This is a genomic window from Agrobacterium tumefaciens (assembly GCF_009649785.1).
GTDB classification, from domain to species: Bacteria; Pseudomonadota; Alphaproteobacteria; order Rhizobiales; family Rhizobiaceae; genus Agrobacterium; species Agrobacterium tumefaciens.
The window spans coordinates 1-13,446 of the sequence record NZ_WJOK01000027.1 but is presented as its reverse complement, the minus strand read 5'-3'; the positions used below and the strand labels follow the sequence as shown (position 1 = coordinate 13,446).

The window sequence follows — 13,446 nt, the reverse complement described above, 5'->3', positions numbered from 1 at the left end:
TGTTCCATGAACGACCAGTCGTCACTTTCTGATTTCGTTCAGGCAAGCCGCGTCCTCAAGGTCAAGTCGCCTTTGGGAGAGGATCAGCTTTTGCCGGAGCGTCTGACGGTCGAGGAAGGCGTATCGCAGCTCTTTGATATTCGCCTGACGGTGCGTGCCAAGAAGGAGGCGGTTAAGCCCGAGGAACTGATCGGGCGGCTGGTCGATGTTTCGCTCGAGATCAGCCAGGGCGAGGGTGAGGGCGGCGGTGTTCGCCGTCCCTTTAACGGCCTTGTAACAGAGCTCCATGAAGGTCCTCCGATCACGCGTGGGTTGCGCTCTTACTCGATGACCATCCGGCCACAGATGTGGTTGCTTTCGCGGCGTTCCGATTGCCGCATCTGGATGGACAAGACGGCGGTCGATATCGTTGAGACGCTGTTTTCAGAACACGGCATTCCTGCACCCGATACGTCAGGCATCATTTCGCCGCCGCTTGCACAGCACTACAGCGTACAGTTTAACGAGACCGATCTGGATTATCTCACCCGCCGTTTCGAAGAGGATGGCCTGTTCTACTGGTTCAGCCACGAGGACGGTTCCCATAAGCTGCATGTTGCCGATAGCGCCAGCGGCTGGCTCGGGCCGTCTCCGGCTGCCCAGGGGGAGGGAACTGTGCGGCTGGCGCAGGGCTCGTCGGACCGCAACCACATCAATGACTGGGCACGGCGGTTCTCCTATGTCTCCGGCCAGCGGGCGGGCGCGGACTGGAATTTCGAGACGCCGGGCATGGTGCCTGGCACGATGACGCCGTCTCTGGTGCAAATGCCGGACGCGGCGAAGCGCGAGCTCTACGAATATCCGGCCCGCATCAAGACGGTGGAAGAAGCGGAACGGGCGCAGAAACTGCGCACCCAGGCGATCGAGGCCGATCACGACCGGGTATTCGGATCGTCCACCTCACGCATTCTCGAACCCGGCCGTCGCTTTACGCCTTACGAGGTTGCCCATCCCGAACATGCCTATGAAGAGCATGTGATCATCAGGGCAAGCCACAGCATCGTCGATCTCTCCTATGAGACAAACAGTAACGAGCCTGAGTATCGCAACCACTTCGAGGCAATTCCGGCCCGCGTTCCCTTAACGCCGCACCGGACGACGAAGCGCCCACGCATCGAAGGCACGCAGGTGGCAATCGTCGCTGGCCCCGAGGGTGAGGAAATCCATCCCGATCAATATGGCCGCATCAAGCTGTGGTTCCCTTGGGATCGTAAGGCGAAGAAGGATGGCACGGATACGTGCTGGGTGCGGGTTGCGCAGAACTGGGCGGGCTCCACTTGGGGCGGCCAGATCATCCCGCGCATCGGCATGGAAGTGATGGTTGCATTTGTGGATGGCGATCCGGACCGGCCCCTGGTCACCGGCGTGGTGCCGAATGCGCGTCAGACAGTGCCTTATGAGCTGCCTGCCAACAAAACCAAGAGCACGTTCCGGACTAACACGCACAAAGGTTCGGGCTTCAACGAACTGACTTTCGAAGACGAGAATGGCCGCGAGGAAATTTACATTCACGCCCAGAAAGACCGCAACGAAAAAATCCGAAACAATCACAGCGAACGGATTGATAATAACTGGGTCCAGTCGGTTGGCCACAATAAGTCGATAGAGGTGCGCAACAACCACCACGAGGTTGTTGGTGGCAATATGATGGTTACAGTTGGGCCGAGCGGGATAGGAAGGGTCGTGAATTCGGTGCTGAATTCGCTTGTGAGCGGGATTGGCGACGTTGCAAAGAACCTCGGTTTTCCAGGGCTTCTCAATCCTGGCGAGGGCAATATGTCCGTCATCGTCGAGAAGAACAATACTGAGAGCGTGGGTGTGTTCAAAGCCGTCAACGTGGGGGCCGGAATGGCTACCAATGTCGGTATGTCCTACAGCGTCAACGCAGGAACACGTGTCAATCTCATGAGCAACGACACGATGTCGCTGTCTGCGCAAAACAGCGCGACCGTACATAGCGGGGGCGAATTGCACCTGACTTGCGGAAAGGCCAATGTTTTGATGCATGAGGATGGAACTGTCACGCTGAGCGGTACGAAGCTCTTTCTCGACTTTGAAGAGATCGAGATCAATGGCGAACAGCGTGTTGTCGTCAATGGCGGAAGGATAGATTTGAATTGAGAAGCAATATGACGAGAATCCTGGCCCCGGCATGTGTGATCCTTATGGCCTCCAGCTCTTTTTCCTTCGCAATTGAATGCGAAACCGATCCGGCCAAATTCGCCTTCACATCGGATACGCCATCCACCTTCAACATCGGAGAGAAGCAGGATGTTGACCGAGCCTATGCAGGGCTTGCGGCCGTTCTTGGGCCGTTAGACAGCTATACGAAAACGCGCATTTTCTATTCTAAAGGTTATGAGGACATCAGGGACTACGACTGTAGGGAAGAAAAGTGCCGAGCGATGGAGGTTCTCGAGGGGCTCCAGCAATGTGGCGCGGGCGGCATGGCCAAGAAGGACGCGTGTTATCCACTGGCGGTCGTTTACAAACAGAAGCTCTATTGCCTTCTTTATCCGGGACAGCAGAACTTCGATCCGTCGAAACCATTCGTACCCTATGTGCCATTCAAATACGGTCAGGCGGAGCAATGAGCGACAGCGCATTTCCCTATGGCAACGACCTGAAAACTCCCGACTCCTGGGCTGGATTGGCACATACCAAATCCCAGTCATGGCTGATTGGTTATGACAGTGGCGCATCTCTGATTCTTGGTGCGCACACCTTTCTGTTGTTCGGCCGGGAGAACTTGTGCGCCTGTGTCGCCTCGTTCTACGGGGCCGGCCTGTCAGCAGGTTACGGCATGTCCAATGCCGCCAAGCGCGTTGAACGCGGCGGCGGGCAGTCGATGAGGATCGGTCAGGGCGGCGGGGCTTCCGAACAACTCAAGACGATAGAGGATATGAAAACCGCAAAGGACATATCGGACATCCCGACAGCGGGAGACCAGTATGATTCCGCTGAAAAAATTTACCGTTTTCTTGCTGCGCAACAGAACGGAATGAGCGCTCTCAAACCGTTTTGTATCAACGATCTGGATTACACCATGGGGTGGGTCTCAGGGGCTTCTGTTGATGCGGCAATAGGGGTCGGGACATATTATCTTGCCGACGCCCGCAATCTTTTCAAAGGGGCGACGGCCCTCAATGTCAAGACCGAAGCCACCTTGGTTGGCGCGTCCCTGGGTTCCATGATTGGCTTTTGGCGAGTTAAAAAATGGTACTCGCTCTGGAACGAGTTGTCCCGGTCAAAACGCGAGGAATACCCATTCCAAGCCTACAACGTTCATCCATATTTCCGTGAATGGAAGTCGGAAGAATATACCTATCAAAAGCAGCTTGATCGTATCGCGGAACAGGACCGTATCATCAACTCGATCACTAGGGACATGCAGGTCAATCCCGCTAAATACGGTTTCCCTGATTCCGGCTATGCACTGCAGAGGTCGGTAGAAATGACCGAGAAATTCTATTCGGGTGCGCGTTCCCCTGACAGTAACCCGTTCATGCCTTGGGTGCCTATGGACAAGCAACATATATTCTATGAGGGGAGGTGAGGCCGGATGTTATCAAAGCCAGTGAAATTTGACGACGGATCTACGCCGGCGGGAATTTGGCTAGAGCTCCATTCCACCGAGCGCCAGTGGAAAAATACCTATGTACGCATGCTCAATGCGGGTGGCTCAAGCCGTGACATCGCGCTGAAAGCGATAAGAACCCAACATGAGCTGTTGGCAAATCTATCACAATTCTCGGCCGACAGATGGAGAATGCTGTGCGATGGCCAAGGCTGGACACCGCTGGGCTGCTCCGCTCTGTCCTGGTGTCAGGGGGATGTGACCTTTTCCGAGGTCGCAGGACGCGGCAAAAGTTTGCATTGGAAGATCGACCCTGAAATCGGCAGCGATTTTGCTGCGCTTATGCTCAATCCCGCTATTGTTCCTGTAGATCTGAGTGCGCTTCTGCGCACCGAGGATGACGATTTTGCCGTTGCTCTTGCCTTGGCCTCGAAGCCCGAATGGCTCCCTGGATCGTTTGTCCCGCCGCAGGGAGCACGGCTTGGGTTACTGACACGCGCCATGCTTCAGGCGCGCTGAAAAGGGGATATAGCCGATGCCCAAAGCTCATCGCCGTGCCGATATAGGTTCATCCCATTCCTGCCATTTTCCACCCACACCGGCGACCGGGGGTAGTAATAATGTCTATGTGAATGGTCGGCCGCTGATGCGCGTCGGGGATGCCTATTTGCCGCATGGCTGCCCGTCCTGCCCGAAGCCCTCACATCCGCGGGCTCTGGCGGCTGGAGCATCCACCGTCTTCATCAACGGCAAGCGGGCCGGTCGAGTAGGCGATGCGATTGACTGTGGCGGCAATGCGCAAACCGGTTCGACCGACGTCTACATCGGCGACCGTGAGCCGAAGGGCGGCAGTGATGCAACCTCGTGCCAGGCAAGCATGGCCGCGCGGTCCGTTCCAACGGTTCGAGGATAAGATGCAGAGCCAGCTTAACGGCGGAGCGGAGGTGCCAGCGGTCGGTCAGGTTTATCTGAAACGCCTCTCCCGGATTGCGGACAGTTGCGACAGGCGAATCTATGCGGTGCTGGACGGAGCTCTCTTCGGTAACCTAACAGCGGATCTTTCGGCGGCTGGTTTGTGCCACAGGCCGCTCTATCGGTCGGCGGGTTCCAATTCGGCAATTGTGCTCGGCGGGCCGTGGCTCGTTTCACTTAGTCTTTCGCCGCCGGCCTCAAGTGCGCCGGATAGCTTGGTCGAGACGGCGGAGCCAAGCGACGAGGAACTGCAGGCGCTGGCAGCGAAACTGTCGAATGACATGGCGAAAGCAGTCGCCAATGGTGATGAAAGTGGCGGCGGCTTGATGCCAGCCGACGAGATCGATTTGCCTGGGCGGGTAAAGAGCAGAATAGAGGCCCTGCTCAAGCTTATCGCAGACAGGCCGGCTGTGGTATTCTGGGTCGGTGATCGCTGCCTTTCTGAGGAAACAATCTACAGGCATCTTCGTGGTATTAACCGCATCTTTCTGCCGCTTGAGCGAGACGCGCTCGCGGGATTGAGCGGTTCGGTTTCTGGAGAAGCCGGTGATATCTCCTTGGCGGCCGGCGATGCGCAAGAAGGGGCATCGTTCGGCCTTGATCTTGAAGAGGCGCGGGGTCGTAGCGAAATTGTTGTTTTCCGCCATGCCGACCCGAATGTCATGATGCAGGTGTTGCCGGCGCTTTCGCCGGAACAGGTGGTGCGCCTTATGGGCCCGGCCGAAGAAATCTACTTCGCTCCGGCCGAGGCATGGGGTGGGAACATCAAGCGCGCTCATCGACCGGTTGATGTCGTCGCGCAGGGCGGCATGTTGCGCCTGACTCCTGAGAATATCGAGGTCATCAGTGCATCGCGAATGCTCGCCGCGCGTCGCCGCCGAGTGACGGCCTTTCAAAGGTCCGCGCCGCACTTGCTACAAGGCATGGACGAGCGCGAAGCGCTCATATTCATGGAACGATATGAAACACAGGCACGAATTTACGGATTGAAAACCGAGCGCGGATTCTTTCAGTGGACCTACCTTATGAGCGCAAGCAACGGGCGCTTCATCGAAGCACCTGATATTCGCCAGAACCTCAGAGGCCGCAATCCTGACGCTCGGCTGGATGAAATGATGCGGCTGATGGCGAATGCGGCGAAAGAACGGGGGGGTGCATGACTGCCGTGGCTGCTGCTGGCGGGGAGGTTCTGCTTGGCCGTGCGGCTGCAGGCGTGGCAACGAGGCTCGGTGCCCGCGCCGCGCTCGGTTTTCTTGGGCCAGTTGGTGCAGCAATGGGCCTCGCCATGCTGGCCTATGAAGGTTACGAACTCTACAAAATGTACAATGAGAGCCATTCTGAACCCGCCGATGGCGAGGCGGGAAGCTGCACTGGGAACTGCGATTCGGCAAAGGCGGAAGAACAGAAGAAGCGGCAAGAGGAACTGGAGGATGAAGCGGGCGTCAGTCAACAGACAAAGGGTAAGACAAAACACGGCGAAAAGGATGGCGGTATGGCGGAAGCTGAACGCGACTTCGATTCCTTGAAACCGGGCAAGGAGAAAGGTATCGAAACACAATACGGGCCGGGCCGCACGGGGGAACTGGAAGACGGCAGCAAGGTTACCGTCCGTCCGGGAAGCTCTGACGGTCGTCCGACGTTGCAAATACGTAGGCCAAACGGTCGTCAGACCGAGATACGCTATAATGACGGACCTGGGGTTTAATTATGGACTTCATTGGAAAAGACTGCACGCTGGATCATCAGGCCATTCGAAACAGAAATTTCGCGGCGAGGATTTACCCCGAATTTCCAAGCGAGGAGGAAATCGCTCTCGTCGCCGCGCGTATCGGTAGTAACGAGATTGATTTCGCTGCTTACGAGTTCGGTCAGCCTCCGCGCCATTTTGCACCGCAACCGGTCGGGTTGGTGCTTGATGCACTGTTTGAAAATTCGCCTTATGGCCTTCTGATCCATTTTTCAGCTCATGATCTCTGGATCTGGGCGCCGGAGGATCACGAATACCTCGTTGTCTTTGGTGATACCAATCTGGTCAAGGCGATAGAACGAAGTGACATATTCTCATTCAGCTTTGCTGATTATCTGGGCAGTGGTGTTTTGTCGCAAGCGACGGTCACACATCTTCGCGGCGTAGCATCGAACTATACGATCGGGTAATGGCGGACGACCCCACTGAGGACTGATCACGGGTGTGCGGGAAGGGTCTGGGAATGTATTCGCTGGCCGGCACCTAGGTCGTCTACACGAAGAGCGGAACGAATGCGATCGCGAAGGTCAACGATTTGGACCTCGAGTTCAGCGTTTAAGCGCATCTTGCGGATTTGCGCAGCCAGAAGAGGCATTTGTATCCGCTTAACGTCGAGGTGGCTTTGAACAGCCCGCATGGCCACACGCAATCGCAGCGCTATACGCAGGCACGTCAAATTTAAACCTCGGCCTAAACCGAATGACTAAGATCGCCATTGCCTCCGACCGCTTGCCGAACAAAATCGCATTGTCTTGGCACCGGTGAGGTGCTGCAGGGGGCTTGCCGAAACCAGTCTGGTCGACGAGCAATGCCAAGGGCAACCTAAGCCTGGCGTTTCAGTTAAAGCAAAGAGACTACCATCATAGCCCAAACAAAGACGAGCATCGCGATGCAGGCTGGGCGGAACAGATAAAATCGCTGCCAGTTCGTGAGGCGGAGGTCGTTATAGTGCATGGATCTGTCAAGTTTGACGTGATCCATGTTGCTGTCGACAGAAAAATCACCACCATTCTTCTTGTAGAAATTATACTCCCGAACCTGCGCGATAATCTGCTGCACAGCCAGAAGGCCAACCGCGATAAGAGCCGCAGAAAAAATGACGATCTCAAGTATCAGCAAGCGTTTCTCCTGTTCGATCGGTTGAAACGGCGACGTATCCGGGTTTGGATCAAATCGTGGGAGACGAAGTGTCAAATCGCTTCAATGGATGCAGTTGTTGTTTAAAACTACGCAATGTCGATTTTTTCGTCCAGTATCTGATAATGGTGTTGCGCGGTATTTCGGAGAGGTGAGAGATGGAAGTCCGCAAGCTTGATGCGGACACAGGGATAAACTGTCATGTGACGTCCTACATGACGGCGTCAGATAGTGCCGGAAGAAAGTTGCTCAGGTGGCTGTAGAGAAAGGCAAGCAGACTGTAGATCCTTCTCGGAAGGCACTTGCACCGAGGCTGTATGCGATCCTGGCACGGTCAGCGAGAACAGGTGTCATATTTCGGCGCGGCCCGAGCCGGCTGGTGCAGCTCATTCGCTGGGACTTGCGCACCGACACTTTTGAACATGGTCAATGGTTGAAGGGACGGGTCTACGAGAGACGCTGCGATCTTTCTCCGTCCGGAGAACTTCTGGTCTACTTCGCGGCCACAAATCGCCCGCCCTACGCGAGCTGGACGGCCATATCGAAGCCGCCATTCTTCACCGCACTGACGCTTTGGCCAAAAGGAGACGCGTGGGGAGGAGGCGGTGTTTTCGAGGACGAGAACAAACTGCTTCTCAACCATCCGTTTGACGATAACCGCGTCTCGTTCGCTCCAGGTTTTCGATTGAAGCGAGGCATGCAAGTGGACCCGTGCGGTATATTGTCGGGACGTGGAGAGGACGAGCCCATCAGCGGCTACATACTTGCGCGTGACGGTTGGCGTGTGATCGACGCCGGTGAGGGGCAAACCAATGGCCTGAAGGCCTCGACCTTTTACAGCTTCAACAAGCCGCGTGTCCTGCAAAAACCGGGTGCAAACGGCCGGAGCCTTCAGATGGTTCTTCATTCGATCGGTCGCAGTCAAAAGGCGTGGTACGGACTGGACTACCGCGTGTTTGACCGGGACGGAACATTGCTTGTCGACCTTCCGGAAACGGATTGGGCAGACTGGGATGGCGGCGATCTGGTGTTTGCACGCGGCGGGTGCCTCTATAGGCTGGCAAAAAGCGACTTCCGATCCGGTAATGTCATGCCTATTGAGTCTTCCTCGCGCCTGCATGACTTCAACGGCGCAGGTTTCACCGCCCTGGCACCTCCGCACGCCGCTCGTCACTACTGACGCACCCAGCCTCGGGGGGAGCTTTGATATCAGGCATTACTCATCCACTTGTATCTTCGGGTCGTAACCGCCTTACGATGCCACCGGAAACGTGGAGCTGTGTGTCGCCCACCCGGACCGCGTAGAGGCCGGCTAGCTCGACTTCGCCCGGTTCAATATCCTCAATGAGCAGCAGTCCTGTATCGGTCATCGCGTAAACATGCCGTGCGTCAACTGCGAATACACGGTTGAGGAAATGCAAAATGGCTGGATCGATTCCAGGAATCTTTTTGCGATAACTGCCTCCGAACAGCATCTCGCCGTTCGCATCAATCCGAAGCTGATCGTTGACACCACGCGCTGTGGCGGGATTGACCTTGCCGGGCCGGCTGATGGGCTTCCCGCGATAAAGCAGGGTATCGCCCATCCGTGCAAAGGAAAAGCCGAGCGATTCCACCGCTGCGGGATTGTCGATGCCGCGCTTGCGCACACCTTCAACGATCAGCCCTTTTGCGTCACGAGCATAGGCGCCGCCCAAAACCTCGAAGCTCGCCATGTCGATTTTGACGACAGCAAGCTCTGGTAAAGGTGCTGTACTGTCGATGTAATAGGCCTGCTGCTTGTCTTTGAACCATGGGCCGTCGAGCTTTTCGAAGCTAGCGGGATCGGCTTTCTCAATGGGCTCCATCCCGTAATGTTCGAGGCCGGGCAAGAAGTAGCGCAGGCCGTGCCGATCCTGCCCGAACACATCAACGATGTGTCGGAAGCTGTCGTGGTCGAAATGATCGAGTGAGACCCATTCGGCTTCCTGCGGACGCTGTGGCCTAACCAGAATCCGGCGTCCATCGCTGTAATAGAGACCGCCGATCGGTACTGGCTCATTCCCCACAGACGCGCTTACCGCACGGCGTGCCTTCTCCCGGTGCCACCAGCTGTCGGCAATCTCGGGATGGTTCTCGAAATAGCCGCTCCAAGACTCAAATTCTGCCGAGACTGATTGAGGTTGCCCTGCATAGTACGGCCGCTCGCTGTCATAAGCGCGATACTGACCTGCTTCTGATGCGCAGACAAAACTCTCTCGGTCCGCGTCGGGAATCAGGCTCTTCTCCCAATAGACATGCTTCCTGTCAGCGAAATATCTGCCTTCGTCGCCGATGGAATGGAAACTGGCCGCATCCGCGCCTTCAATCGCGACCCCGTAAGCATAGACTTTGCGACTGTCCTTTGCGTAGTGACTCTCTTCGATACGGATGCCCGGTTTCTGGCCGCTGCCGTAATAATAGCTGACGATCCCGAATGTACCCGGCTCCTCGGTGGGAAGGCGCAAGTTGGTAATGTAATAACCGGCGGCCTTGTCGACACCATAACGTTGATTCAGAACGGTGAAGCTGTCTGGATCGGCGCCGCGCGCTGAGAACCAGAAAAGCTTCGTTGGTGTCTCGCCCTGGCCGTAGACATGTCTATCGTCGCAAAACCAGCGGTCACCAAGCTGTCGAAAGGTGAAGGGGTCTACCCCGGACAACGGGACGCCCTTGCGGTCGCGGATTGGTGCGCCGTCCACATAGACCTGATGGCCATTGTGGATATAGCGGATGGTCGGGAATCGTCTTTCTCCGATGTAATGCGCGACCCAGTCGACATTGGCGAAGGGGCCGATTCGAGGATTAGCTTCGACTGCCCGCCGCAAAGCCGCAAGCTCTGTGCGCATGCTGAAGGGTTCTGTTACCGATAGGCCGATGCCGTCATTCCCCGTCAGACGCTGGAAAAGCGCCCGATCCTGCTCGGGTTCGGGAAGTCCGTCCCGCCTGAACGCGGCCGCAACCCAATTTGTATTGGCGTAATGAAGTTGGCTGTAGCGCTCTTGGAACCGTTGCCAGCGCGCGGGATCTATGTTGAGACGCTCGAATATCTGTGACGCAGCATACCCGGCCTCGGCAAAAAGAGTGGCCGCATACCAATGGGCATAGGGTAGTGGGAAAAGTTCAGTCAGCTTAGTTCCGCCCAAGTCCGCTCCGATCTGTGGTGTCAATGCCAGCCGTGGTTCCAAGCCAGTTTACCTGTCTATCTTGCGCCATTTTTTGCGGCTCAAAATACCAGAAGGAAACAGGCTTTTTTTACTTTAAGAAAATACCCTAGTTTGATGTTTTTTCTACATTTTGTGCGCTTTGGTTCTTTATCTGCGCCGGACCTTATTGCTGCGTTGTTACCATGGCTTGTCGCACGATATCGTAGACAGTAAGAGCTGGAAGACGGGAAAAGAAGTTGCTGTTATCGGCGGCGGAGGGCCACGCTGACCAAAGGGTGAGTACATGCAGGCGCCCATTCCGCCATATGACGGTCGCATCTATATCGCCGCTGTCCTGACCTTTTTTGTCTGTCACTGAAAACCGGAAGGTGCGTGCGGGGATTCCCTGTTTTGCAAGCAGACTGTCTTCCTCACTCGATATCAGTGCGGGTGGCCGGGCATCAGGTGTCTGCCTGACAAAGTAATCCCTCACGATCGTGGCTCCGGCCATTTCCAGGTCCGGTTTTTCCTTCATGTCCTGAACGAGCAGCCATATCAGGCCAACATCTCTTCCGCCCTTGCGCCTGATCATGTGCAACTCGGCCGGCAAAGCGCCATGAAAATCGTTGATCGGTATTTCCCACTGGTCCGGGATGCGGAGTGCGATCCGCTCGTTGGCTATCCGAACAGGAACCGATTGCAGCTCCTCCCCAAAGCTTGATTCTTCTCCATTTTCCCATGAGAGGCTGTCAATGAACGCAACGGCATACTTGTCAGCCCGAACTACCAGATCATAAGCCGCGTCAGCATCCGCCGCGTTGCTGACATCTGCAACGAAATTTATGCCCAGCGCCTGCTTCCCGCGAGAGAAGCAATAGCTGATAAGGGCGCTATGTGGTTCGCCGCTCTGATCCTTGGTGCCCAGAAGCATAGCTTCTGTCAGGTCCGATGCAACTTTTGAGACGCGCGTTGTGTATCCAGCAGTGTCTGCCTGGTAAGTGCAGATCCGGAACGCTGCCGATGGCGCCTGCAGATTGTACCCGATAAAGGTCGTCTCGATTTTCGGACTGGACGAATCTGAAGTTATTTTTCCGATGACTTTCACATTACCGATTGTGCCAGGCTCCGTCGGACTCATTGGTACGGTTTCGACCGTAGCATTTGGGGAAAGCGTCCCTTCAAGATTGAGGGCTGGCGCTGAGAAATCGAATTTTCTCATCACCGGTACGGCATTTTGAACGGCACTATCGTTATCCTGTGCAAAACCGGTTCCGGCGAACATCGTAACGGCGACCGAAGTTGCGACAAGCACACATGCAAAAGACCGGCATTTCTCTCCGTGTACCATCCGCTCCCCGGTCAACATCAAAAATTATAATTCTGCCTAACCGTGCAATGAAAAGTACAGCGACACAACCTCTGAGTTTAGACTGGTGAAGACTCTCATGGAAACGGCATTGGAAAAAGCGCCAGACGGCCGAAATCGTGACAGCTCTCAAAAATCTCCGAGAACAGATGTCAAGGGAATGTGATGTTCGTGTGCGCGAACATGGCGGCTATGGCATTGTCGTTGAACCGGCCCTGGCGTCTCCAAACTACGTGAAGGTGCAGTAAAGAATGTTTGGCGACAAGCTAAGAGATTGCGCAAGAACGCTCATGACTTCGTCGTTAACGTCATCACCTGAAATAGTGACATCAATGGTGATGGTCCTATCCAGTGAATTGACGCGCCGTGCGAGTGATGTGACTGCTAGTTGATGGTCACGCGTTTGGCTCATCAAACTCGACCGGACCTCGGTTTCGCTTTCCGTGGTCGTGCGGACCTCAACCCTACGACGTTGTGACTCGACTGGGTGTTGTGGAACAAAGCGCTCGATGAGCCGAACAACTCTGGGGGAGGTTATGTTGATCAACAAGATTAGAAGCGTTGCCTCAGCAGCCTCGAAAATTTCTCCATAACCCGCAAGGACGCCGATCGCTCCCGTAGCCCATATTGTCGCCGACGTGCTCAACCCGCGAATGTTGAGGCCGGTGCGCATGATCAGTCCTGCGCCAAGGAAGCCTATCCCCGTCACCACCTGGCCGCCCATGCGGATATCCTCGTTAACTTCGAGGATGGCGGGCAGGGCGCAGGCCGCTGGGCTACTTGGGCTTCGTGTGACCCAATTTCGTGGGGGCCCTCTGTAGGCAGGCTGGAGTGTACCCCGTTTCGCCGGACAGCTCGGCTTGTTTGATTCAGTCCTGATGAACTGCTGAGGGAAGCCGTCTCGAGCGCTGAACGGTGATAGGTGCATCGGGACGCCTAGGAAATCTGGAAGCGTGGCGCACTTTTGGGGTGACCGATTAAAAGACGCCAATGTTGTCGTCGGCACGCACTATCGGCTCAATCCAAGCCCCTGAGACCGGTTCTGCTGTCTCAACGCGTGGTCATGGCTAAGCTCGGCATGGCGTGTACGATGCACCATGCGGGCGATTGTGTTGATCTGCTCGGCCTGCTTTGCGAGCTCCGTGCGTGCCTCGAGCTCCTCGGTAAACCTGCGGGGATCGGAATTACCAAACCGCCGCGTGAGCGCTTCGGCCACCAGCCTGGCCTCGTCAAGCGCGGTTTGCCCCTCAGGAGACGACCGCAGCTCTTTGATGAACTGGCTTCGCCTCTCGACCTGCATCTTCTCCACCTTGGCAAGGATTTCGGCGCTGCGCGAGGTGAGGCCGGGAACCTCGATCACATCACGCTGCTCACGCTGCCATTGTTCGCTCTGACGTTCTTCGCCAAGCCGGCGCTCCCATGCCTCGGAGACATAGCCGATATG

The 13,446-nt window shown here is 56.0% G+C and carries 13 protein-coding genes and 1 pseudogene; 10 read left to right on the top strand and 4 right to left on the bottom strand.

Annotated elements, in window-relative coordinates; translation table 11 throughout:
* The first annotated feature begins 6 nt into the window (after positions 1 to 6).
* The 10 genes from tssI (at position 7) to GH784_RS22735 (ending at position 8,652) form a co-directional block, all read left to right on the top strand.
* Positions 7 to 2,160, top strand: a complete 2,154-nt coding sequence (gene tssI, locus GH784_RS22780) for a type VI secretion system tip protein TssI/VgrG (protein ID WP_153793825.1) — start codon at positions 7 to 9, stop codon at positions 2,158 to 2,160.
* Positions 2,161 to 2,168: 8 nt separating this feature from the next.
* Complete coding sequence (locus tag GH784_RS22775) at positions 2,169 to 2,633, top strand: hypothetical protein (protein WP_019566791.1); 465 nt, start codon at positions 2,169 to 2,171, stop codon at positions 2,631 to 2,633.
* Positions 2,630 to 3,595 (top strand): hypothetical protein, encoded by a 966-nt coding sequence (locus GH784_RS22770; protein ID WP_019566792.1) that lies wholly within the window; start codon positions 2,630 to 2,632, stop codon positions 3,593 to 3,595. The genes GH784_RS22775 and GH784_RS22770 overlap by 4 nt, the downstream gene beginning before the upstream one ends.
* Positions 3,596 to 3,601: 6 nt before the next feature.
* On the top strand, positions 3,602 to 4,135 hold the full coding sequence (locus GH784_RS22765) for a hypothetical protein (RefSeq protein ID WP_112154279.1): 534 nt from the start codon (positions 3,602 to 3,604) through the stop codon (positions 4,133 to 4,135).
* Between the two features lie 16 nt (positions 4,136 to 4,151).
* Positions 4,152 to 4,529 (top strand): PAAR domain-containing protein, encoded by a 378-nt coding sequence (locus tag GH784_RS22760; protein WP_013760980.1) that lies wholly within the window; start codon positions 4,152 to 4,154, stop codon positions 4,527 to 4,529.
* 274 nt (positions 4,530 to 4,803) lie between these two features.
* Complete coding sequence (locus GH784_RS22755; protein ID WP_246670482.1) at positions 4,804 to 5,748, top strand: hypothetical protein; 945 nt, start codon at positions 4,804 to 4,806, stop codon at positions 5,746 to 5,748.
* Positions 5,745 to 6,293, top strand: coding sequence for a hypothetical protein (locus GH784_RS22750; protein WP_153793824.1), 549 nt, complete (start codon positions 5,745 to 5,747; stop codon positions 6,291 to 6,293). The genes GH784_RS22755 and GH784_RS22750 overlap by 4 nt, the downstream gene beginning before the upstream one ends.
* A 2-nt stretch (positions 6,294 to 6,295) precedes the next feature.
* On the top strand, positions 6,296 to 6,745 hold the full coding sequence (locus GH784_RS22745) for a hypothetical protein (protein ID WP_013760977.1): 450 nt from the start codon (positions 6,296 to 6,298) through the stop codon (positions 6,743 to 6,745).
* Between the two features lie 370 nt (positions 6,746 to 7,115).
* Positions 7,116 to 7,559, top strand: coding sequence for a hypothetical protein (locus tag GH784_RS27225; protein ID WP_194842994.1), 444 nt, complete (start codon positions 7,116 to 7,118; stop codon positions 7,557 to 7,559).
* Between the two features lie 292 nt (positions 7,560 to 7,851).
* The gene (locus GH784_RS22735; RefSeq protein ID WP_233284974.1) at positions 7,852 to 8,652 is read left to right on the top strand and encodes a hypothetical protein; all 801 of its coding nucleotides are present in this window, start codon (positions 7,852 to 7,854) and stop codon (positions 8,650 to 8,652) included.
* 40 nt (positions 8,653 to 8,692) lie between these two features.
* On the opposite strand, the gene GH784_RS22730 is transcribed toward GH784_RS22735, so the two are convergent.
* From GH784_RS22730 to GH784_RS22715, 4 genes and pseudogenes are all read right to left on the bottom strand, one after another.
* Positions 8,693 to 10,636: a DKNYY domain-containing protein gene (locus tag GH784_RS22730; protein WP_246670481.1), complete on the bottom strand. Its 1,944-nt coding sequence runs from the start codon at positions 10,634 to 10,636 to the stop codon at positions 8,693 to 8,695.
* A 184-nt stretch (positions 10,637 to 10,820) separates the two neighbouring features.
* Positions 10,821 to 11,918, bottom strand: coding sequence for a hypothetical protein (locus tag GH784_RS22725; protein WP_233284975.1), 1,098 nt, complete (start codon positions 11,916 to 11,918; stop codon positions 10,821 to 10,823).
* A gap of 313 nt (positions 11,919 to 12,231) precedes the next feature.
* Positions 12,232 to 12,762: an MgtC/SapB family protein gene (locus tag GH784_RS22720; protein WP_281406572.1), complete on the bottom strand. Its 531-nt coding sequence runs from the start codon at positions 12,760 to 12,762 to the stop codon at positions 12,232 to 12,234.
* A 249-nt stretch (positions 12,763 to 13,011) separates the two neighbouring features.
* Positions 13,012 to 13,446 (bottom strand): annotated as a pseudogene (locus GH784_RS22715) (BID domain-containing protein); the annotation flags it as partial.

What these genes read in the sequence shown, in the direction of transcription:
- tssI (WP_153793825.1), top strand. Translation starts at nt 7, where the DNA reads ATGAACGACCAGTCGTCACTTTCTGATTTCGTTCAGGCAAGCCGCGTC.
- GH784_RS22775 (WP_019566791.1), top strand. Translation starts at nt 2,169, where the DNA reads ATGACGAGAATCCTGGCCCCGGCATGTGTGATCCTTATGGCCTCCAGC.
- GH784_RS22770 (WP_019566792.1), top strand. Translation starts at nt 2,630, where the DNA reads ATGAGCGACAGCGCATTTCCCTATGGCAACGACCTGAAAACTCCCGAC.
- GH784_RS22765 (WP_112154279.1), top strand. Translation starts at nt 3,602, where the DNA reads ATGTTATCAAAGCCAGTGAAATTTGACGACGGATCTACGCCGGCGGGA.
- GH784_RS22760 (WP_013760980.1), top strand. Translation starts at nt 4,152, where the DNA reads ATGCCCAAAGCTCATCGCCGTGCCGATATAGGTTCATCCCATTCCTGC.
- GH784_RS22750 (WP_153793824.1), top strand. Translation starts at nt 5,745, where the DNA reads ATGACTGCCGTGGCTGCTGCTGGCGGGGAGGTTCTGCTTGGCCGTGCG.
- GH784_RS22745 (WP_013760977.1), top strand. Translation starts at nt 6,296, where the DNA reads ATGGACTTCATTGGAAAAGACTGCACGCTGGATCATCAGGCCATTCGA.
- GH784_RS22725 (WP_233284975.1), bottom strand. Translation starts at nt 11,918, where the DNA reads ATGTTCGCCGGAACCGGTTTTGCACAGGATAACGATAGTGCCGTTCAA.